Annotated in this window: 18 protein-coding genes and 1 tRNA gene; 10 read left to right on the top strand and 9 right to left on the bottom strand. The window is 71.5% G+C overall.

Translation table 11 applies throughout. The features are described from left to right. Nucleotides 1-609: 609 nt before the first annotated feature. The 3 genes from OG738_RS13730 to OG738_RS13720 form a co-directional block, all read right to left on the bottom strand. Nucleotides 610-2,502, bottom strand: coding sequence for a glycosyltransferase family 39 protein (locus OG738_RS13730; protein ID WP_329054138.1), 1,893 nt, complete (start codon nucleotides 2,500-2,502; stop codon nucleotides 610-612). A 118-nt stretch (nucleotides 2,503-2,620) separates the two neighbouring features. Beyond that, a complete protein-coding gene (locus tag OG738_RS13725) occupies nucleotides 2,621-4,129 on the bottom strand; it encodes a sensor histidine kinase (protein ID WP_329054137.1) in 1,509 nt (502 codons plus the stop codon). Then, on the bottom strand, nucleotides 4,107-4,856 hold the full coding sequence (locus OG738_RS13720; RefSeq protein ID WP_033261680.1) for a response regulator transcription factor: 750 nt from the start codon (nucleotides 4,854-4,856) through the stop codon (nucleotides 4,107-4,109). Before OG738_RS13720 ends, OG738_RS13725 begins: the two co-directional genes overlap by 23 nt. 175 nt (nucleotides 4,857-5,031) lie before the next feature. Between OG738_RS13720 and OG738_RS13715 the strand changes: the two genes are divergently transcribed. The 4 genes from OG738_RS13715 to OG738_RS13700 all read left to right on the top strand — a co-directional run bounded on the left by OG738_RS13715 (nucleotide 5,032) and on the right by OG738_RS13700 (nucleotide 8,011). Then, on the top strand, nucleotides 5,032-5,703 hold the full coding sequence (locus OG738_RS13715) for a hypothetical protein (protein WP_329054133.1): 672 nt from the start codon (nucleotides 5,032-5,034) through the stop codon (nucleotides 5,701-5,703). A gap of 287 nt (nucleotides 5,704-5,990) precedes the next feature. Continuing rightward, on the top strand, nucleotides 5,991-7,142 hold the full coding sequence (locus tag OG738_RS13710) for a sensor histidine kinase (protein ID WP_329054132.1): 1,152 nt from the start codon (nucleotides 5,991-5,993) through the stop codon (nucleotides 7,140-7,142). After that, a complete protein-coding gene (locus OG738_RS13705) occupies nucleotides 7,139-7,804 on the top strand; it encodes a response regulator transcription factor (RefSeq protein ID WP_329054131.1) in 666 nt (221 codons plus the stop codon). Before OG738_RS13710 ends, OG738_RS13705 begins: the two co-directional genes overlap by 4 nt. Before the next feature lie 9 nt (nucleotides 7,805-7,813). Beyond that, the gene (locus OG738_RS13700) at nucleotides 7,814-8,011 is read left to right on the top strand and encodes a hypothetical protein (RefSeq protein WP_329054129.1); all 198 of its coding nucleotides are present in this window, start codon (nucleotides 7,814-7,816) and stop codon (nucleotides 8,009-8,011) included. Here OG738_RS13700 and OG738_RS13695 read toward each other — a convergent pair. After that, nucleotides 8,001-8,447: a nitroreductase family deazaflavin-dependent oxidoreductase gene (locus OG738_RS13695; RefSeq protein WP_329054127.1), complete on the bottom strand. Its 447-nt coding sequence runs from the start codon at nucleotides 8,445-8,447 to the stop codon at nucleotides 8,001-8,003. The genes OG738_RS13700 and OG738_RS13695 overlap by 11 nt on opposite strands. A 125-nt stretch (nucleotides 8,448-8,572) precedes the next feature. On the opposite strand from OG738_RS13695, the gene OG738_RS13690 reads away from it, so the two are divergent. Together OG738_RS13690 and OG738_RS13685 are read left to right on the top strand one after the other, a co-directional pair. Further along, complete coding sequence (locus tag OG738_RS13690; RefSeq protein ID WP_329054125.1) at nucleotides 8,573-9,244, top strand: TetR/AcrR family transcriptional regulator; 672 nt, start codon at nucleotides 8,573-8,575, stop codon at nucleotides 9,242-9,244. Between the two features lie 203 nt (nucleotides 9,245-9,447). Continuing rightward, nucleotides 9,448-10,965, top strand: a complete 1,518-nt coding sequence (locus OG738_RS13685) for a 3-hydroxyacyl-CoA dehydrogenase (protein WP_329054124.1) — start codon at nucleotides 9,448-9,450, stop codon at nucleotides 10,963-10,965. Nucleotides 10,966-10,969: 4 nt separating this feature from the next. On the opposite strand, the gene OG738_RS13680 is transcribed toward OG738_RS13685, so the two are convergent. The 5 genes from OG738_RS13680 to OG738_RS13660 all read right to left on the bottom strand — a co-directional run bounded on the left by OG738_RS13680 (nucleotide 10,970) and on the right by OG738_RS13660 (nucleotide 18,011). Then, nucleotides 10,970-11,494, bottom strand: a complete 525-nt coding sequence (locus tag OG738_RS13680; protein ID WP_329054122.1) for a L,D-transpeptidase family protein — start codon at nucleotides 11,492-11,494, stop codon at nucleotides 10,970-10,972. Between the two features lie 130 nt (nucleotides 11,495-11,624). Continuing rightward, complete coding sequence (locus tag OG738_RS13675) at nucleotides 11,625-14,450, bottom strand: PQQ-dependent sugar dehydrogenase (RefSeq protein ID WP_329054120.1); 2,826 nt, start codon at nucleotides 14,448-14,450, stop codon at nucleotides 11,625-11,627. Nucleotides 14,451-14,561: 111 nt separating this feature from the next. Beyond that, nucleotides 14,562-15,203 carry a L,D-transpeptidase gene (locus OG738_RS13670; protein ID WP_329054118.1) on the bottom strand — a complete coding sequence of 214 codons (642 nt, stop codon included), beginning with the start codon at nucleotides 15,201-15,203 and terminating at the stop codon, nucleotides 14,562-14,564. Between the two features lie 217 nt (nucleotides 15,204-15,420). Beyond that, on the bottom strand, nucleotides 15,421-16,311 hold the full coding sequence (locus OG738_RS13665) for a serine/threonine-protein kinase (protein ID WP_329054115.1): 891 nt from the start codon (nucleotides 16,309-16,311) through the stop codon (nucleotides 15,421-15,423). A gap of 8 nt (nucleotides 16,312-16,319) precedes the next feature. Continuing rightward, the gene (locus tag OG738_RS13660; protein ID WP_329054113.1) at nucleotides 16,320-18,011 is read right to left on the bottom strand and encodes an HsdM family class I SAM-dependent methyltransferase; all 1,692 of its coding nucleotides are present in this window, start codon (nucleotides 18,009-18,011) and stop codon (nucleotides 16,320-16,322) included. Nucleotides 18,012-18,088: 77 nt separating this feature from the next. Between OG738_RS13660 and OG738_RS13655 the strand changes: the two genes are divergently transcribed. From OG738_RS13655 to OG738_RS13640, 4 genes are all read left to right on the top strand, one after another. Beyond that, the gene (locus tag OG738_RS13655) at nucleotides 18,089-18,868 is read left to right on the top strand and encodes a PP2C family protein-serine/threonine phosphatase (protein ID WP_329054111.1); all 780 of its coding nucleotides are present in this window, start codon (nucleotides 18,089-18,091) and stop codon (nucleotides 18,866-18,868) included. 21 nt (nucleotides 18,869-18,889) lie between these two features. Then, nucleotides 18,890-18,974 (top strand) — tRNA-Ser (locus OG738_RS13650). A 487-nt stretch (nucleotides 18,975-19,461) separates the two neighbouring features. Beyond that, nucleotides 19,462-19,722: a hypothetical protein gene (locus OG738_RS13645; RefSeq protein WP_086677306.1), complete on the top strand. Its 261-nt coding sequence runs from the start codon at nucleotides 19,462-19,464 to the stop codon at nucleotides 19,720-19,722. Between the two features lie 4 nt (nucleotides 19,723-19,726). Further along, nucleotides 19,727-19,972 (top strand): hypothetical protein, encoded by a 246-nt coding sequence (locus tag OG738_RS13640; RefSeq protein ID WP_086677304.1) that lies wholly within the window; start codon nucleotides 19,727-19,729, stop codon nucleotides 19,970-19,972. Nucleotides 19,973-19,993 lie beyond the last annotated feature (21 nt).

Raw genomic sequence — 19,993 nt, 5'->3', positions numbered from 1 at the left:
GTGGAGTGGTGCCGTACCAAAGGGGGAATCGCGGTGCTCGGGACTACGGGTGGTGACGACGAGGAGGCGGATCCGGTCGGGCTGCGCCACCGCGCACGGTCATCACTGCTCTCTTCCAGCCGCACCTGATCGGGTCATGGCGAGAGAACAGGACCGGGAGCACGCCAAGAACCCAGCACTCAGCGCACTGGGTCAGCCACCCCTTGTCCCTCTCCCGGCGGAGAGCCTAGCGAGTAGCACAAGATCCCCACAACGCCCCAGTGATGCATCCGAACGAGTGACCATCAACCGTGTTAACCAGCAACATCGACGATCTCGAAGATCGAGATCGTACGCATTTCTGTCGGCCGCCCGGCCAAGATCACCGGCTCAGCGCACGCCTTTCCCGTGCAGCCGCACGAGTGATCGGCCCTCGTCGTTACCGCGACCGCGAGGAGTGCCGAGATCATCACCAACGGCGACCCGGGCGATCCGAACAATCGTTCGGAATATGCCGGTCATCGAGACCATGATCGAACACGTGTTCGTGCAATCAGTTACCGCACTCGCCGCCGGTCCGCCGAATGATTCCGCGACTGTTAACACGCCTGAAACAATGCGCAATTTCGGTCAAGCGATCGATTTCGTCAGGTCGTAAATCGTCGAGCCGCCGACGGTCACCGGAGCGAAGTTCTGCTCGACCCAGGTCTGGATTTCGCCCGAGGTCCCGCGGCCGCCGCCGAAACCACCGCGTCCGCCCGCGACGAAGTAGTGGATGTCGCCGGCGGCGACGTACTGCTGGAACTGCGCCAGCGTCGGCGCCGGGTCGCTGCCGCTGAAGCCGCCGATCGCGAGCACCGGCCGTCCACTCGACAGCGCCAGCCCGGCCGACTGCATCGCGCCGCTCTGCGCCGCGGCCCACTTCGTCGTCGTGTTCTTCAGCAGGTCGATCACCGCGGCGTCGGTCTGCCCCTGCCCGAAGCCGCCGGGGCCACGGCCGAACCCGCGTCCACTCGCGACGGCCGGGCCGGACGACGGCGTACCGCCGGAGTGCGGGGTCGCCGCCGTGGCCAGGGTGAAGGACGCCGTCCCGAGCAGCGCGCCACACAGGCCGAGCACGGCGACGCCCGGGGCGAACCGCCGGAGCCGGTCCGCGCCGAAGAGCAGCGCCAGGACGCCGGCCGCGCCGAGCACGAGCGCCGCGTAGCGGATCCACGGCTGCCAGTCCGGCGTCCGCGCGAGGAGCACGAAGCCCCAGACCGCGGTGACGGCGAGCATCACGGCCAGCACCGCGCGGGCCGCGAAGTTCGCTCGGCCGCGCCACAGCTCGCGTGCGGAAATGCCCAGCGTGGCGGCGATCCCGGGCGCCAGCGCGACCGTGTAGTACGGGTGGATGATGCCGCTCATGTAGCTGAACACGACGACGGTGACGACCGTCCAGCCACCCCAGAGCAGCAGCGCCGCGCGGGTCCGGTCGGTGCGCGGCGCGCGCCGGGTGAACCACAGGCCGGCGACCAGGCCGATCAACGCGGCGGGCAGCAGCCACGACGCTTCCCCGCCGAACTCGCCGCTGAACAACCGCGTCAGCCCGGTCGCGCCGCCGAAACCGCCGCCGAAACCACGGCCGCCCGCGGGCAGTTCCACCCCGGCGGGCGGCGTGACCGTCCCGCCACCGCCTCCGCCCCGGCCCTCACCGAAGATCCGGCCGAGACCGTTGTAGCCGAAAGCCAGTTCCAGCACGGTGTTGTCGGTCGACCCGCTGATGTACGGCCGGTCCGCGACCGGCCACAGCGCGACGGCCGCGATCCACCAGCCCGCGGAGACGACCACCGCCCCGGCCGCGGCGCAGAGCTGGCCGATGCGGCGGCCGAGCGACGTCGGCGCCGCGACGGCGTACACCAGCACGAACGCGGGCAGCACGAGGAACGCCTGCAGCATCTTGTCGAGGAAGCCGAACCCGATCGCGACCCCGGCGAGCAGCAGCCACTTGGTGCTCGCGTGTTCGAGCGCGCGCACGACGCAGTAGGCGCCCGCGACGAGCAGCAGCACGAGGAAGGCGTCGGGGTTGTCGTAGCGGAACATGAGCGCGGCGACCGGCGTCAGCGCGAGTCCGGCCCCCGCGAGCAGGCCGGCGCCCGGTCCCGAAAGGCGGCGCACGGCCAGGTAGAGCAGCCCGACCGAGGCGACGCCGGCGAGCGCGTTCGGCACCAGCAGGCTCCAGCTCGAGAAGCCGAAGAGCCGACCGGACAGGCCCATGATCCACAGCGAGAACGGCGGCTTGTCGACCGTGACGACGTTGCCCGGGTCGAGCGACCCGAAGAACAGCGCCTTCCAGCTCCACGTGCCGGCCTGGGCCGCCATCGCGTAGAAGTCGTTGGCCCAGCCCGTCTTCGCCAGGTCCCACAGGTAGAGCAGGCCGGTCCCGACGAGCAGGGCGGCCACGGAAGGCTTGACCCACCGCGGTTTCCGGGCGGCCTCGGGCGCGGGCTGGGCGTGTTCGGGCGCCGACAGCGTGGTCGTCATGGTTCCGACCGTGTCGGCGCCACATGTGGTGAACTTGTGCCGAAGCTGTGCGTGCGCTGTGCATCGACCGAGGACGGGTGATGAGGATCATGGCGCGGCTGCACTGGCGGCGGCGTTCCTAGCCGGCCGCCTCCGGGAAGGTGATCTCGAACTCCGTCCGCCCCGGCCTGCTGTTCACGCCGACCCGGCCGCCGTGCGCCCCGACCACCGCGGCCACGATCGCCAGCCCGAGCCCGGTGCTCCCCGCCGCCCGCGAGCGCGAGTTGTCGCCGCGGGCGAAGCGCTCGAAGACGTCCGGGAGGACGTCCGGTGGGATGCCCGGGCCGTCGTCGGCCACGTGCAGCCGGACCACTCCGTCCGAAGTGGACAGTGTGGTCGTCACCGTGGTGCCCGCCGGGGTGTGCGTACGCGCGTTGGCCAGCACGTTGATCACCACCTGGTGCAGCTGGCCCGCGTCGCCGAGGACGCCGATCGGCTCGCCGGGGACGTCCATCAGCCACTTGTGGTCCGGGCCCGCGACGTGCGCGTCCGCGACCGCGTCGGCCACCAGCCGGCACAGGTCCACCCACTCGTGCACCACCGGCCGGCCGGAGTCGAGGCGCGCGAGCAGCAGCAGGTCCTCCACCAGCGTCGTCATCCGGCGGGACTCGGACTCGACGCGGCTCATCGCGAACGCGACGTCCGGCGGCACCTGCTCGCCGCTGCGGCGGGTGAGCTCGGCGTACCCGCGGATCGCCGCGAGCGGCGTGCGCAGCTCGTGGCTGGCGTCCGCGACGAACTGGCGGACGCGGTTCTCGCTCGCGTGCCGCGCGGTGAGGGCGTTCGCGACGTGCTGCAGCATCCGGTTCAGCGCCGAGCCGACCTTGCCGACCTCGGTGTTCGGGTCGGTGTCGGCGTCCGGAACCCGTTCCGACAGCGCGACTTCGCCGCGGTCCAGCGGCAGCTCGGACACGCGCGTCGCCGTCGCGGCCAGCCGGTCGAGCGGCTTCATCGTGCGCCGGATCGTCGCCGCGCCGACCGCGCCGGCGACCAGGATCCCGGCGAGCGCGACACCGCCGAGGATGAACCCCAGCCGCCACAGCGTGTCGTCGACATCCTTGAGCGGCAAGCCGATGACCGTCTTCTCGCCGTTCGGCGAGGTCGTCGACACGACGCGGTAGTCGCCGAGGCTCCCGCCGAGGTTGATGCTCCGCTGCTTCCCGTCCGACGGCAGGGCCAGCAGCGCCAGCACCTGGTCGCGCTCGACGGTCTTGATCGGCGCCTTCCGCTTCGACGGCGCGCCGACGCTGGAGTCGAGCACGCCCGCCTTGGCCTGCGAGCCGGACTGGACGACGGCGAGCGTCCCCTCGCCCTGGCCGAGCACGCGCAACGGGTCCGGCGGCGGCGCTTCGCCGTACGTCCAGGGCGGCGGCCGTTCCCCGCCGTGCGACGCGCGGTCGCTCGCCGCGGCCAGCCGCTTGTCCTGCTGACCGACGAGGAACTCGCTCAGCGCGAACTCCGTGACCACGCCGACGACCAGGCACACCAGCGCGAGCAGCGCGGCGAGCTGGACGATCAGCCGCCGCCGCAGCGACCACGGCCGCTGCGCCCGCGACCGGAGGCGCTCAGCCCGCTGGCTTGAGGACATACCCGGCGCCCCGCATGGTGTGGATCATCGGCTCGCGGTCGGCGTCGATTTTCTTGCGCAGGTAGGAGATGTAGAGCTCGACGATGTTGGCCTGGCCGCCGAAGTCGTAGCTCCACACGCGGTCCAGGATCTGGGCCTTCGACAGCACGCGCTTGGGGTTGCGCATGAGGTAGCGCAGCAGCTCGAACTCGGTCGCGGTCAGCGGCACGAGGTCGCCGCCGCGGTGCACCTCGCGGCTGTCCTCGTCGAGGGTCAGGTCGCCGACGACGAGCGTCGACCCGCTCGCGCCGGTCACCCCGCCGGCCCGGCGCAGCAGCGCGCGCAGGCGCAACGCGACCTCTTCGAGGCTGAAGGGCTTGGTGACGTAGTCGTCGCCGCCCGCGGTGAGCCCGGCGATGCGGTCCTCGACCGCGTCCTTCGCCGTCAGGAAGAGCACCGGCAGGTTCGGCGCCTCGGACCGCATCCGCCGCAGCACCTCGAGCCCGCTGAAGTCGGGGAGCATGACGTCGAGGACGACGGCGTCGGGCCGGAAGTCGCGCGCGATCCGGACGGCCTCGGTGCCGTCGCCCGCGCTGCGCACCTCCCAGCCCTCCATGCGCAGGGCCATCGACACGAGCTCGGCCAGCGTCGCCTCGTCGTCGACGACGAGGACCCGGACGGGGCTCCCGTCGGCGCGGCGCAGGTCGGCCTTGCCGGGGCCGGGCGACGTGGCGTTCATAGCGGTCATAGTGCCATCTTCTCGGCGGGTCTTCAGTACTCACTGTGCTCTCACTGTGCGTTTCCTGTGAAGATCCTTCGTCCGGGTAAGGGAGCCACAGCGCGTGCTGACGCCTCGCACAGCTCAAACACAGCCTCGGCGGTGAACCTGGGCTGGACCAGTGTGGGTACCACCGGAGGACACGATGACGACCGAGCCGACGCCGAACACGCCGCCCGAAGGCGGCCCGGCACCCGCCGCGAGCACCCCGGCCTGGGGTGAACCGGCCCCGGCCAACTGGGGCGACCCGGCCGCGGCCACGCCGAAGAAGGGCTGGTCCGGCAAGAAGACGGCGATCGCGGCCGGCATCGCCGTGGTCATCGCGGCCGGCGGCGGCGCGGCGATCTGGGCGAGCACCAGCAGCGCCGACAACTCGGCCCAGCAGGGCCCCGGCGGCTTCGGCGGCCCGGGCGGCGGCCAGTTTCCCGGCCAGGGCGGCGGCCCGAACGGCGGCTTCGGCAACGGCTTCGGCGGCGGAATGGCGGCGTTGCGCGAGGCACTCCACGGCGACTTCGTGGTGTCGAACGGCAGCGGCGGCTACACGACCGAGCGCCTCCAGACGGGCGACGTCACGGCCCTGAGCGCAACATCGGTGACACTGACGAGCAAGGACGGCTACAAGCAGACGTACACGCTCGACGGATCCACCCAGAAAACGGGCGACGTGAAGCAGGGCGACACGAACGTGACGGTGGTGGCGAAGGTCGACGGCACCACGGCAACGGCGACCTCGCTGGGCCAGGCCTTGCAGGAGGGCCAGCGCACGGGCGGCCAGCGCCGGGGCGGCGGCAACTACTCGGCCCGCCCGACGACCTGAGACTGAGGCAGGGACCGCCAAGCGGCTCCATGCAGCCCAACGTGGCGGCGGATGTGCCGGAAGCGGCCCACGCGGTGTTCGATGTACCCCAAAGCAGCCCAAAGTGGCGTTCGGTGCGGCCCACTCACCCAACGCCACTTCGGGGCGTCCGCCGACCGACCGGCCAGCGAACCTCGACCCGTCCCCTGACTCTCCCGTCCAGGGAGCGCCCCGGTGCCGCGCACCCCTCCCGCCGCGTCGGGGCGTTCCCGCCCACCGCGCCCTCCTACTAGGGCACAGTTGCGGGTGTGCTCGACATCAGCGGATCCCTGCGACGCCAGTCGCTGCTGGTCGCGCTGGTCTGCGTCGTCTGTGACGGTGCCCTCTTCGCCCTCCGCGGCCCGCTCGACGCCGCCGGCTGGCGGGCCTGGGTCGTCCTGCTCGGCGGGATCGCCGTCAACGCCGCCCTTGCCGGACCCGCGCGGTACTCCGGCTGGGTCGCCCTGGCCCACGCCGTCCTCTTCGCCGGCGGGCCGCTGCTGCTGGGCCACCTCCCCGCCGCCGAGATCGGCAACAACTCCGGGATCCTCATCGCCGGCTACCGGGCCGGCGCGTGGCTGCGCCCGAAACCGTCGGTCCTGGCGCTGTTCGCGCTGCTGACCGGCGTGCTGATCGGCTGCCTCGAAACCGGCAAGGGCGGCTGGGACTGGCGGCTGATCGCGATCAACGTCGGCGTCGACGCCCTCCTGCCCTGGCTGGTCGGCCGCTACACGACGGCCCGCCGCGCCTACATCGCCGACCTCCAGCGCGAGGCGGACGAACGGCGCCAGCACGAAGAAGAGGCCGTGCGGCGAGCCGTCACCGAGGAGCGCACGACCATCGCGCGCGACCTGCACGACGTCATCTCCCACCACGTCAGCGCCATCGGCGTGCACGCCGGCGCGGCCCGGCTCGGGCTCCCCGACGGTGATTCGCCCGTGCGGAAGTCGCTCGGCGCGGTCGAATCCGCCAGCCGTTCGGCGATGGCCGACCTGCGCCGCATGCTCGACCTGCTGCACGCCGAAACCAACGCCGAGCAGCCCGGGCTGGACAACCTCGACGAGCTGGTCGAAACCGTCCGCACGGCCGGCCTGCCGACCCGGCTGACCCTGCGCGGCGAACCGAGGGACCTGCCCGGCTCCCTCGACGTCGCCCTGTACCGCATCGCCCAGGAAGCCCTGACGAACGCGCTGCGCCACGGCGAAGGCCCGGTCGAAGTCGAGCTCAGCCACGGGCGCACCGAAGTCGTGCTCTCGGTGACCAACGGCCTGCGCGCGAACCGCACCCCGGAACGCGAGCACGCGCACCGCGGCCTGGCCGGGATCCGCCGGCGCGTCACCCTGTTCGACGGCCAGGTCTCCTACGGCGAAACCGGCGGGCACTGGCAGCTGCGCACGACCTTCCCGGTGGAGAGCGCATGATCCGCGTCCTGCTGGCCGACGACCACGCGATGTTCCGGTCCGGGATGCGCGCGCTGCTCGACACGCAGCCCGACTTCACCTGCGTCGGCGAGGCGTCCGACGGCCGCGAAGCCGTCGCCGAAACCGCGCGCCTGCGCCCGGACGTCGCGGTCCTCGACGTCCGGATGCCCCGCCTCGACGGCCTCGCCGCGACCGAGGCGATCCTCGCCGCGCCGGGCAACGACACCCGCGTCCTCGTGCTCACCACCTACGACGCCGACGAGTACGTCTACCGCGCGCTGCGTGCCGGGGCGAGCGGGTTCCTGCTGAAGAGCCTGGCGCCGGAGGAGCTGGTCGCGGCGATGCGGGTGGCCGCGCGCGGCGACGCGCTGATCGACCCGTCGGTGACCCGGCGGCTGGTCGCGAAGTTCACGTCGGTGCTCGAACCCGCGGCCGCCGAACCGCCCGAGCTGGCCCGGCTGACCTCCCGCGAACGGGAGGTCCTGCTGCTGATCGCCACCGCCTGCAGCAACGCCGAGATCGCACGGCAGCTGCACGTCGGCGAGGAGACCGTGAAGACACACGTCTCGCGGGTGTTGTCGAAGCTCGGGCTGCCCGACCGCGTGCACGCCGTCGTCTACGCCTACCGGCACAAGCTCGTGCCGGACGACCGGCCGGCCTAAGCTGGCCCGATGAGGCGCTGGATCACCTTCGCGGTCGGGGTCGTGCTCGTGCTGGTCGGCGCCGTCTGGGTGCTGCAGGGCATCGGCGTGATCACCGGCAGTTTCATGACCGGGCAGAAGCTGTGGTTCCTGATCGGGCTCGTCGCGTTCCTGGTCGGCGTCGTCCTGATCGCGGCGAACCTGACGCGGCGCAAACCTACTTCGTGAAGATCTCGAAGATCGGGTAGCCGGGCGCGATTTCGCGCAGCTTCTCGTCCGACGCCTTCGCGTCGACGCCGTCGAAGAACACGCCGATCTCGAACTTCCAGCGCTTGAGGTAGGCACGCAGGATGCCCGGCTTCTCGTCGTCGCCCAGCTCGCGGAAGGTGAACTCCTCGACGCGGCGCCCGACGCGCAGTGTGCCCTGGCCGGCGGCGCGCAGGTTGCGCACCCACTGCGTCTCGCCGCGCGGGGCGACGAGGTAGCGCACGCCGTCGACGGTCAGCAGGTTGACCGGCACCGACCGCGGCTCGCCGCTCTTGCGGCCGACGACGGTCAGCACCCGGCTGCCCCAGACGCTCACGCCCATCCTGGTCAGCTTCGCGACGATCTCGTTGAACGCGTTGGTGGCCGTCTTCGGCTCGATGTAGCGGGCGGCAGTCATGGTGTCCTCCGAAGTTTCGGGAGAGCAGTGCTCTCGGTTAAGAGCAGTGAACACCCTCTCCGCCGCACTGTCAAGAGCACTGCTCTCGATTTTGTGCGCCGCTCTCGTCATGGCACACTGATCCCATGACCGCGACCCGGACCGCGCGCGAACGCGCCCGCGCCGAACTCACCCAGGAGATCAAGGACGAGGCCCGCCGCCAGCTCGCCGAAGTCGGCGCGCACGGGCTTTCGCTGCGCGCGGTGGCGCGGGAACTGGGCATGGTGTCGTCGGCGCTGTACCGGTACTTCCCCAGCCGCGACCGGCTGCTGACCGACCTGATCGTCGACGCCTACAACGCGATCGGCGAGGCGGCTGAGAAGGCCGACCCGGGCCAGGGCGCCCCGCGCGAGCGCTGGCTCGCGATCTGGCACGCGACGCGCGAGTGGGCCCGCGCGCACCCGCACGAGTACGCGCTGATCTACGGCTCGCCGATCCCCGGCTACGAGGCACCCCAGGACACCGTCGTGCCCGCCGGCCGCGTCGCGCTCGCCCTGGTCAAGGTGCTCACGCACACCGAGCTGCGGGCGATCGACGGCGAAGTCGCGCCCGAGCTGCGCGCCCAGGCCGAGACGCTCACGAAGGTCCTCGGCATCGTCGCCGGCCCCGAGACCGTGGTCCGGCTGATCATGGCGTGGACCCAGCTGTTCGGGGCGATCAGCTTCGACCTGTTCGGCCAGTACGTCGGCAGCGTCGACCCGGCCGACGCGTTCTTCGCGCACACGGCGACGCGGATGGCGGAGTTCGTCGGCCTCTAGGAGCTCGGCAGCAGGCCGTCCTCGAGAGCGCGGGACCGCCGGGTCCCGGAGCGCGTGCGCCACCAGCCAGCCCGCAGCACACCCGGCGCCGAACGCTCCAGCGGCGCCCGTTCTCGGCTTTCCGCCCGCGTCAGCCGCTTCCCCGGCGCGACCGAGACGGTACCGTCGGCGCGAAGAACATCGGCGGGAAAGGCGGGCACGACGTGACGGGGTGGGCCGGGAAGGTCGGCAGGATCCGGGTGATCGGGACCGGGGTGATGGGCCGCGGGATCGTCCAGCTCGCCGCGGCCGCGGGGGTGACCGTCGAACTGGCCGACGTCCGCCGCGAAGCCGTCGCCGAAGCGATCGAGTACGTCGGCGGGATGGTCGACAAGCTCGCCGCGAAGGGCAAGCTCGACGACCCGCGCGCGGTCAAGGACCGGCTGGTCGCGGTGGACGCGCCCGACGCGCCCGCGGACGGCGTCGACCTCGTCGTCGAGGCCGTGCGGGAGGACATCGAGACCAAGCGGGCCCTCTTCGCCGGCCTCGAGCGCGTCTGTCCACAGGAGACGATCTTCGCGACGAACACCAGCTCGCTGTCGGTCACCGAGATCGCCGCAGAGCTGGCCGACCCCGGCAGGCTGATCGGCCTGCACTTCTTCAACCCGGTGCCGCTGATGCGCCTGGTCGAGGTGGTCCCGGGCACGCGCACGCACGACTGGCTGCCCGCCGAGGCGCTCGAACTGGTCAGGAGCTGGGGTCACGAGCCGGTGCTGGCGAAGGACGCGCCGGGCTTCCTGGTCAACCACGCCGGCCGCGGCCTGAACACCGAGGCGCTGCAGGTCCTCGCCGAGGCGCTGGCCGAGCCCGCCGACGTCGACCGCGTCGCGCGCGACGTGCTCGGCCTGAAGCTCGGGCCGTTCGAGCTGCTCGACCTGACCGGTCTCGACGTCTCCCACGCAGTGCTGGAGAGCATCTGGAGCGGCTTCCACGGTGAACCGCGGCTGCGGCCGTCGTGGCTGACGCGGCCGCGGGTCGCGGCGGGACTGTTCGGGCGCAAGAACGGCTCGGGCTTCTATTCCTACGCCGAGGGGAAGCAGCAGGTCCCCGAAGAGCCGGCAGCGCCGCCGAAGCCGTCGAGCCCGGTGTTCACGGCGGACGAGCACCTGGCCCGCGTGCTGTCCGCGGCCGGTGTCCAGGTGGTGTCGGACGCGTACCCCGACTCCGTCCTGCTCGTCCCGCTCTACGGCGAGTCCACTGTGGACGCCGGAACGCGCGCGGGCCTGCCGCTGGACCGCGTCGCCGGCGTTGATCCGCTGGGCGGCTACGAACGACGCCTGACGATGTCCGTCCACCCCGGACTCGACCCGGCGGCGGGCCGCGCGGCCTGGGGCGCGCTGGCGGCGACGGGCAAGCCGGTGACGGTGGTCCGCGACGGCCCGGCCCCGATCGCCCAGCGCCTCCTGGCCTCGATCGTCAACACGGCGTGCTTCATCGCGGGCCAGCACCTGGCGACGCCGGCGGACATCGACACGGCGGTCCGGCTGGGCCTCGGGTACCCGCGTGGCCCGCTGGCCTGGGGCGACCTGGTCGGCGGCGACGTGGTGCTGCGGATCCTGCGCGGCTTGGCCGCGACCACCGGGGACCCGCGGTACCGGCCGAGCCCCTGGCTGACCGAGCGGGTCGCGCTCGGGCTGCCGCTGACGTCGGCCGGGACCACGCCGGCGGACCTGCGGTCCTGAGCCGTCAGCGCACGACCTGGACCTCGTCACCCTTGTCCAGCGAGGAGAAGAACTTCAGCGACGCTCCGGCGGAGAGGTGCACGCAGCCGTTCGAGTACTTCGCCAAGCTGCCCTGGTGGAACGCGACGCCGTTGTAGAAGAACACGGAGTTCGGCATCGGTGCGTTGTCGAACTCGCGGCTGAGGTGCATCTTCTCCTTGGAGAGCACGTGCCACGTGCCCACCGGCGTGGTGCTGCCCTTCTTGCCCGGCATGATCTTCACCGGGCCGTAGACGATCTTGCCCTCGTCGAGCAGCCAGGCCTGCTTCCCCGAAAGGGAAACGCAGGCCTTCGCGGTGATCGTGCACGGCACGCCCGGTGCCATCTCGGCCTTCGGCGCGTCCGAAGTGGACGGACTGGGCGAAGCCGACGTCGGCGAGGGCGTGCCTGCCGCCAGCCGGACGTCCGCGGTCTGCCCCGCCGAACAGCCGGTCAGTACCGCCGCGGCGACCAAAGTGGACAGACCGATCAGCGCGCGCCGAATACGCATGTACTCCCCCAGATCCGTGGTTCCCGTTCTCTGCCTCTCAAGACGCGCGACCCGCGGCGAGGTTCCCCGAAAACGGCTCAGGCCGCCCCCGGTAATTCCCGGAGACGGCCTGAGCCGGTTCGGTTCGGCTTCACCAGGGGCGGTCGACCGCTCCCGTCGCCGGGGTGTACGTGATGTAGCCGCCCTGGAAGTCGCTGCGGTACACCCCGCCCGTCACGTACTCGTCCGTCGTCGGGTACCGCAGGTAGGACCGCTCCCACCCGAGGGCCGCCCACCGCTTGCGGATCTCGCCCTTCACGACGTGCGCACCCGTCGCGTTCGTGAAGTAGATCGAGTGACCGAGGCTGAAGTGGTTGAACCGGCCGATGCCGTCCGGCGTCCCGTCCTCGTCGTTCGTCGGGTAGCCGAGGCCCTTCTCGTACCCGTACGCCGCCCACTTCTTCCGGATCTCGCCGTAGATCGCGTGCGCGCCCGTCGAAGGCGTGTAGTAGATCGAACCGACGTTGGCGCCCTTGAGGAAGTGGTTGAAGCGGCCGATGCCGTCCGGGGTCCCGTCTTCGTCGTTCGTCGGGTAACCCAGGATCTGCCCGTAGCCGAGCGCCGCCCACTTCTTGCGGATCTCACCGTAGACCGCGTGCGCACCGGTGGCGTCCGTGTAGTAGATCGACCCCACGTTGCCGTTGTTGACGAAGTCGTTGAACTGCGCGCCGTCCGAAGTGGACGCCGTGTCGCTGGTCGGTGCGCCGAGCACGCTCGGTCCGCCGAGGGCGACGTACTTGTCCAGCACCGGGCCGGTGACGTACTTCGCCCCCGTCGCGGCGCTCCAGTAGAGCCGGCCGAACTGGTAGAGCCGGTAGTGGACCGGCCCGTCGGCCGTCTCGAACCCGGTCGGCGGGCCCAGCTTCGCCTGCAACGCCGGGTCGGCGTCGTAGCGCTGGTCGATCGGGGTCGCGTAGCTCGCCGTCAGCGTCATGTCGGCGGTGCCGACGGTGACCACCCACGTCGTGTCGGTCGGACCGTTCTGCCAGCCGGTGAACTTCGAGACGCCGTCGATGCCCAGCGGTGCGGCCTCGACGTCGAAGCTGGCGCCCTCGGTGACCAGTGCCGTGTTGACACCGCCTTCGACCGGGATGCTCAGCGCCGCGGGCTGCGTGCTGAGCAGGGTGATCCGGTGCCGGCGCGGCATGGCGGTGTACGTCTTGGACGTGACGACGCCCGCGCTGTCGGTCACCGTCGCGGTGAACTCCATCCGGGAGTCCGGGTGCTCGGTGAACGGCTGCGCGAAGCTCGTCCCGGTGCCGCCGATGCCGGGGTGCGCGTGGCACGTCGCCTCGCTCGGGCAGTGCCGGACCGCGGAGGTCCACGTGATCGGCAGCGTGCCGTCCTCGGCGTCGGTCGCGGTGGCGCTGAGGCTGACCTGCTGGCCCACCGCGAAGGTCGCGGTGTCCCCGGGCGTGGTGAGCGTGAGCTGCGGGGTGTGGTTGCCGGGCGCGACCGCGATGGTGGTCGTACCGGTGGCGTTCAGCGTGTCCCGGACCGTCAGCTTCGCGGTGAACGACGCAGTGCCCGCCGCGTACTGGTGGCTGACCGTGGGCCCGGCGTCGGCGGCGGTGGTCCCGTCACCGAAGTCCCAGTCGTACTTCAGCAGGTCGCCGTCGTAGTCGACGGACGTGGAGCCGTCGAACGACACCGTGCGGGTGTCCGGGTCGGTGACCGACGTGGCCTTCGCCACCGGCGCGGTGTTGCCGACCGAGTAGCTCAGCCGCCGCAGGTTGCCGCTCAGGATGTCGGAGAAGACGATGTCGCCGTTCGGCGCCGCCGCGAACTTCGTCGGGCCGCCGATGTCGGTGAACACCGGCGGGTTCTCCGGGGCCTGCGTGAGCTTGCCCTGGTCGTCGTAGCGCAGGGTCCAGATCTTGTTCCGGACGTAGTCGCCGAAGAAGTACGAGCCGCGGTAGGCCGCCGGGTAGCTGGATCCGTTGTAGACGATCCCGCCGGTGACGCTGTTGCCCTGCATGGCCGCGCTGCCGTGCGCGTACTCGAAGATCGGCGCCTGGTTCGCCACGCCGGCGCAGGCCGCGAGCGTGCTGTAGCCCGGCGTCGGGTGGGTGCCCTCCCAGCACGGCCAGCCCGCGTTCGCGCCGCGCTGGACGACGTCGACCTCTTCCCAGTTGTTCCAGCCGACGTCACCCGCGACCGGCAGGCCGAGGTTCGGGTCGATGCTGAACCGGAACGGGTTGCGGAACCCGCGCGCGTACACCTTGCTCGCGGTCGAAACGGGGTTGCCGTCGTAGTACGGGTTGCTCTCCACGCCCTTGCCGTCGGCGGTCAGGTGCAGGATCTTGCCGTAGGGCTGGTTGATGTCCTGGGCGCGCAGCGAACCCGCGTCGACCTTGGTGAAGTCGCCGTTGTCGCCGATGGACAGCCAGAGCGTCCCGTCCGTGGCGGCGACGACGCTGTCGATGGCGTGGACGTTGGACATGCCCGGCACCTCGAACAGGATCTGCTCGCCGGTCAGCCCGGTCGGCGCCCCGGCCGCGTCCACGGCCACCGTGAACCGCGCCAGCCGCAGGCCGAAACCGCTGCCGCTGTAGTTGATCGAGCGCGTGACGTAGATGGTGTGCGACGTCGCGTAGTCCGGCGCCACGGCCAGCCCGACGAGCCCCAGGTCCTCGTCGGTGCGGACCGGCAGCGTCGCGATGGTCTTCGGGGTGCCGCCCACCGGCACCCACTGGACGCGGCCGTCCTTCGCCGTCGCCAGCACCGAGTTGTCCGGCAGGTAGGCGAAGTCGGTGAGCTGGTAGTTCCCCAGTCCGGTGCTGGTGTCCTGCAGGACGAACCCCGGCGGAAGTGCCGCCGCGGCCGCCACCCCCGTGGTCACGACGGGCAGCAGCGCCCCTGTCAGCACCGCCGCCACGAGAGCGTGACGTACTGCTCTGAGCTTTCCCAAGGCCATTTGGCCCCCCTTCCCAAGCGATCATCTATCGCCTGAACAGGGGGGCCAGTTGCACTCGGCCGAGTGAATTTATCTGTTTGTGACCTACTGTCCGGATGAGTCAGTAAGTGATTACGGAACGACCTGGACGACGTCACCGACGTGCAAGGTGGTGAAGAACTTCAGGGACGCGCCCGCCGACAGGTGGATGCAGCCGTGCGAGTACACCGAGAGGCTGCCGGTGTGGAAGGCGTCACCCGGGTAGAAGAACACCGAGTTCGGCATCGGCGCGTCGTCGAATTCCTTCGACAGGTGCACCTTCTCCTTCGACAGCACGTGGAACGTGCCGGTCGGGGTCGGGTTGGCCTTGCGGCCCGGCAGCATCGGCACCGGCCCGTAGACGACCTTGCCGTCCTGCAGGATCCACGCCTTGTGCGCGGAGAGGTCGACGCAGGCGGCGGTGCCCGACGCGGCGGCCGCGGCGGCGCACGGGACGCCCGGGTCGCTCGCCGGAGCCGCCGGCTTGGGCTTCGGCTTCGGCTTGGCCGTGGTGCTGGTCGGCGCCGGCTTCGTGGTCGACGGCGCCGGGGTGGCGCTGCTCGTCGTGGTGGGGGCCGCGGTGGTGCTCGGCGTCGTCGGCGCCCCGCCCCCGGCGCCGGCCGCGACGGCCCCGCCGCCGGCGTTCGACCCCCCGGCTGCCGCCCCGCCGCCGGAGCAGGCGGCCAGCACGAACGCGGTGGCCAGCGCGGCCGCTCCCGCCAGAAGCCTCTTCACGATCCGTTACCCCCATACTCGATCATCGCTTGTGGACACAGTAAAGACGGCGGTCACCCGGTCGAGGTTCGGCCGGGAAGGTCACGATTTGGGTAGCCCGGACGGGTGGCGCCGCCACCCGGGGGGGGGTGAGCCCGGGTTCCACCCGGCCCCGCACTGACCTCGGCGTCGGTCACGCTCACCCGCCTGCCGCTCGCCGACCAGCGGCCGGCGACGCTCAGCCGCTGACGCGTCCCAGCATCCGGGCGTACATCCGGCCCGGACTGGGCACCGACGCCGGCACCAGGAACCCCGGCAGCGGCGGCAGCGCGCCGACGAACACGCCGAGCCGCTCGTACAGCGCGGCCGCCCCGGGCGGCCGCGCTTCCGGGTCCTTCGCCAGCATCTCCGCGAGCAGCGCGTTGAGCTGCTTCGGCACGCCCGGCACCGGCGGCGGCAACTCCTTGACCTGCCGCTCGAACACGGCGTACGCGGTGGGCCCGTCGAAGAGCCGTTGCCCGGTGAGCATCTCGTGCAGCACGCACCCGAGCGCGTAGAGATCGCTGCGCGGTTCGGCGCCGCCGCGCTGGATCTGCTCGGGCGCCATGTACGACGGCGTGCCCAGCAGCTGCCCGGCCCGCGTGAACTGCGCGGCGTCGGCTTCGCGCAGCACCGCGAGGCCGAAGTCCATCACCTTGACGCCGCCGTCCGGCCCGAGCATCAGGTTGGACGGCTTGAGGTCGCGGTGGCACACCGCGAGCGCGTGGGCGGCGGTCAGCACCGCGCACGCCTGCGCCGCGATCGCCGCGGCCCACGGCACCGGCAGCGGGCCGTGCTCGGCGAGCAGGTCGGCGACCGTCACGCCGTCGACGAACTGCATGACCTGGAACAACCGGTCGTCGTGGGTGCCGTAGTCGTACAACGCCGGTACGCCGGGGTGGTCGAGCGTCGCCAGGATCCGTGCTTCGCGCGCGAAGCGGGCTTCGAGCTCTTCGTCGCGGCCCGGCAGCCTGAGCAGCTTGATCGCCACGCGCCGGCCGAGCCTGCGGTCGTGGCCGCCGTGCACCGCGCCCATCCCGCCGCGCCCGAGCGGCAGCTCGTCGAGCTCGTAGCGGTCGGCGATCAGCATCCGTTCCCCTAACGGCCCGGCCTGAGCCGTCCTTCGACAAGTCCCGCGAAGCCTAGCCGGACCAGCTCCCGGCCCGTTTCCGCCGTCTCGCGCAGGACGGCGTCGAACTCGGCGAGCTTCCCGAAGACCTGGCCGTACTCGCGCTGGACGTCGATCGCGACCCGCGGGATCCGCACGCGCCTGCCGTCGATCCGGGTCGACGCCGAGGCGGCGGGCAGGTCGGCCGCGCGCAGGCAGCCGGCCAGGAAGTCCGCGTCCAGCCGGTCCGGGTCGACGCGGTACACGGTCAGCCCCGGGCCGACCGCCTCCGCCGGTCCACTGTGGACGTACGCGATCCCGGTCACGGACGCGACGACGTCGCCCGCCTCGGCGACCGGGGGCTCGGCGTCCGCGCGGGCCGCGTGCTTGACCTCGACGACCCCGGCCTTGACCAGCTCGCCGATCGTCGTGAACGCCGGTTCGGCGTCGGCCGCCTCGAGCGGCGGCAGCGTCGGCGCCAGTTCGGCGAACCGGCCACGCACGGCCTGGAACGCCTGGCCGAGGTCCTCGTCGCGGCCGCGGCGCCGGGCCGGTGTCAGGTCGACGTCGTCGTCGAGGAGGTCGATGATCCGGACGCCGGACTCGGGGTGCGCGTGGAACTCCTGCCATAACTCGTCCACTGTGGACAGATCGTCGCCCGCCTCGGCCAGCAGCACGGTGGACGGCGGGCGCTGCCCGGGCACCGGCCGCCGCAGCAGCCAGAGGTCGGGACCCGCCGCCGCCAGCGTGACGACCGCGCGGACGGCACCCGCGCGCAGCAGGTTGCCGCGGATGCGTTTCCCGCTGCGGCGCCCGGCCGCCGCGCCCGGCATCAGGATCGCCACCGGCCCGCCGGGTTCCACGTGCGCGAGGCAGTGCTGCACCCAGGCGAGTTCGGGCTCCCCGCGCGGCGGCAGGCCGTACTCCCAGCGCGCGTCGCCGACGAGCTCGTCGTGCCCCCAGGCCCGTTCGTTGAACGGCGGATCGCACAGCACGGCTTCGGCGGTCCGATCGGCGAAGGCGTCTTCGCGCAGCGCGTCGATCGCGTAGACCTCGGCTTCGATGCCGCGCAACCGCAGCCGCAGCGTGGCGATCGACGCCGTCATCGGGTCACTGTCCTGGCCCAGCACGGTCTTCGCGCCACTCGCCAGCGCCAGCGCGCCGAAGCCGCACGCGGGGTCGAGGATCGTCGCGACCGGGCCGGCGAGCCGGGCCATCAGCTCGGCGACCGGCTCGGGCGTGGCCGACAACCGCCGCGAATGCGCCTCGAAGTACCGGCGGCACAACAGTTCGAACGACTCGAGCGGGCCGGCCCGGTGCGTCATCTCACTGAGCAGGGTGAGCAGTTCGGGGTCGTCGAGCTTGCTGTCGAAAGTGTCGAAGATCCCGCCCTGGAAGGCGAAGAAGACGCCCGCGCGGCTCACGCGCTCGGCGAGGTCGAGGTCGTCACCGAGGGCGCGCAGGCGCTGCCACGCGCGCTCGCCCGCGGACAGCTCGAAGTTCTTGCCGCGGGCGCGGAACCAGCCGGCGACGGCGGACAAGCCGAACAACGGGCTGGACGCCGTGCCGCCGACCGGCGACGGGAAGTCCGGGTACCGACGGCGCCAGTTGCTCACCGCGGCCCGGCCGACCCCGGCGAGCCGCGCGATGTCGGCCGCGCTGACCGTGGCGTCGTCGTCCATGGCGGGAACTCTATCGGAGAGTGCTCCATTCAGCCGAGTTGCTTGTGAACTCAGTCAACCAATGCTTTCATGGGGGCATGACACACGATCGGTACGTCCTCCGGTACGCCGCGGGGTCGGACGTCGGCCAGCATCGCCAGGTCAACGAGGACTCGCTGTACGCGAGTTCCCGCCTGCTCGCCGTCGCCGACGGCATCGGCGGCCAGCCGCACGGCGAAGTCGCCAGCGCGACCGCGGTCGACGTGCTGCGCGAGCTCGACGTCGACCTCCGGCGGATGGACCTCACGGGCGTCGACCTGGCGGCGACGCTGACCGGCGTGGTCAAGTCCATCGGCGAGCGGCTGGCCGAGGTCGCGTCGAACGAGCCGACGACCGAAGGCATGGGCACGACGCTGACGGCGCTGATGTTCGACGGCGTCGAGTTCGCGGCGGCCCACATCGGCGACTCCCGCGGCTACCTGCTGCGCGAAGGCGGCCTCCGCCGGCTGACCCGTGACCACACGCTCGTGCAGGCCTTGGTCGAGGACGGCCGAGTCGCGGCCGAGGACGCGGCCTCCCACCCCCGGCGGTCACTGCTGATGAAAGCGCTGCAGACGACGGGTTCCAGCGAACCCGACATCTGGACGTTCAAGGCCAAGCAGGGCGACCGCTACCTGCTTTGCTCGGACGGCCTGAGCGGCCCGGTCACCGAAGCCATCCTCCGCGACGTCCTGGACGCCGGCGCCGCCCCGGCCGACGTGATCCCGGAGCTGATCCGCCTGGCCAACGAAGGCGGCGGCCCGGACAACATCACGTGCGTGGTGGCCGACGTCGTCGCGGCGTCCGAGGCCGAGACCCACCTTCGCGACCGGGGATGAGCATCCGGTATCGTCTCCTGCGGAGGATTGGCCGAGCGGCCTAAGGCGCACGCTTGGAAAGCGTGTTGGGTTCACGCCCTCGCAGGTTCGAATCCTGTATCCTCCGCACGTTGATCGGATGAGACGCCGGGCCCCGCGCCCGGCGTTTCGTCGTTCGCGGACCGGAACCGGTGACGTGCCCCGGCCCGGCGACTGCGCCGGTTGTCTCAATGTGAAACCTTCTCGAACCGTCGCGCGGAAATTTTGAGGCCCCACAGTGAGTTACGAGTGGGGCTGATCGCAGCCCGGCGCTCCGGTCGCGCTAGTCTCACCGCGAACCACGCCCGCCCCTTCCAGAAAGGCCAGCAGTGGCACGAAAACCGCTCTGACCTGGGGTAGCGCTGGCCAACGACGTATCGCGCGCGGTTCTGGTGCCGGGCCACCCCCAGCACACACCGTGATCGGTCTGGCCCCGGATGTTCCCACGTCCGGGGCCTTGCTGATTTCGCGGCCGCGATCACTCCGCACAATCAGATGATCACGCTCAGTCGTTGGATCTGTTTCAATAGAAGTCCCCCGCTCAACCATCCCGATTCCGAGGAGTATGAGGCCCGATGGCCGGAGTCGAAGAGATCCGCGCTGGCATCGCACTCGCCAACGAAAAGGCGTCCGCGAGCATCGCCGCCCTGCAACAGGCAGCGCAGTCTCTCGAAGAAGCGCAGCAGTCGCTGTCGCAGGCGACCCAAGGCAGCAGCCAGCACGAAGTGAGTCAGGCCCACGGTTTGCTCGCGGAAGCCCTGCAGGGCATCAACGGTCTGCAGAGCACCGTCCAAGCGAGCATTTCCTCAGCGGACTCCTACTCGGCGCGTCTCTAGCCGGATGACGCTAGCCGAACTCCACCAGCTGCTCACCGCTGTCGTCACCGGGCTCGCCGACGCGCGCGCCCACTCCGAACGGGCCACCAGCCTGCTCGGGGAAGCACGACAAGCTCTCGTGGACGCCCAGGCCAAGGCCGATCCCTGGCTCCCTTCGCAGTACGCACAGGCCGGCGAGGGGCTGGACCAGCTCCTCGGCCGCCTGGCCTCCGCGGAAGATCTGGTGAGCGGATACCGGTCGCGTTTGTAATCCTTGCAGGGGACACCGTTT

Source organism: Amycolatopsis sp. NBC_01488 (assembly GCF_036227105.1).
GTDB lineage: Bacteria > Actinomycetota > Actinomycetes > Mycobacteriales > Pseudonocardiaceae > Amycolatopsis.
Note: the sequence above shows the minus strand (reverse complement) of the source record. Positions and strands in the feature narration are given on the sequence as shown.

Coding starts and splice junctions, on each gene's coding strand:
- OG738_RS13715 (WP_329054133.1), top strand. CDS start 5,032: ATGACGACCGAGCCGACGCCGAACACGCCGCCCGAAGGCGGCCCGGCA.
- OG738_RS13720 (WP_033261680.1), bottom strand. CDS start 4,856: ATGACCGCTATGAACGCCACGTCGCCCGGCCCCGGCAAGGCCGACCTG.
- OG738_RS13640 (WP_086677304.1), top strand. CDS start 19,727: ATGACGCTAGCCGAACTCCACCAGCTGCTCACCGCTGTCGTCACCGGG.
- OG738_RS13655 (WP_329054111.1), top strand. CDS start 18,089: ATGACACACGATCGGTACGTCCTCCGGTACGCCGCGGGGTCGGACGTC.
- OG738_RS13730 (WP_329054138.1), bottom strand. CDS start 2,502: ATGACGACCACGCTGTCGGCGCCCGAACACGCCCAGCCCGCGCCCGAG.
- OG738_RS13660 (WP_329054113.1), bottom strand. CDS start 18,011: ATGGACGACGACGCCACGGTCAGCGCGGCCGACATCGCGCGGCTCGCC.
- OG738_RS13665 (WP_329054115.1), bottom strand. CDS start 16,311: ATGCTGATCGCCGACCGCTACGAGCTCGACGAGCTGCCGCTCGGGCGC.
- OG738_RS13645 (WP_086677306.1), top strand. CDS start 19,462: ATGGCCGGAGTCGAAGAGATCCGCGCTGGCATCGCACTCGCCAACGAA.
- OG738_RS13725 (WP_329054137.1), bottom strand. CDS start 4,129: ATGTCCTCAAGCCAGCGGGCTGAGCGCCTCCGGTCGCGGGCGCAGCGG.
- OG738_RS13705 (WP_329054131.1), top strand. CDS start 7,139: ATGATCCGCGTCCTGCTGGCCGACGACCACGCGATGTTCCGGTCCGGG.
- OG738_RS13680 (WP_329054122.1), bottom strand. CDS start 11,494: ATGCGTATTCGGCGCGCGCTGATCGGTCTGTCCACTTTGGTCGCCGCG.
- OG738_RS13690 (WP_329054125.1), top strand. CDS start 8,573: ATGACCGCGACCCGGACCGCGCGCGAACGCGCCCGCGCCGAACTCACC.
- OG738_RS13675 (WP_329054120.1), bottom strand. CDS start 14,450: ATGGCCTTGGGAAAGCTCAGAGCAGTACGTCACGCTCTCGTGGCGGCG.
- OG738_RS13700 (WP_329054129.1), top strand. CDS start 7,814: ATGAGGCGCTGGATCACCTTCGCGGTCGGGGTCGTGCTCGTGCTGGTC.
- OG738_RS13695 (WP_329054127.1), bottom strand. CDS start 8,447: ATGACTGCCGCCCGCTACATCGAGCCGAAGACGGCCACCAACGCGTTC.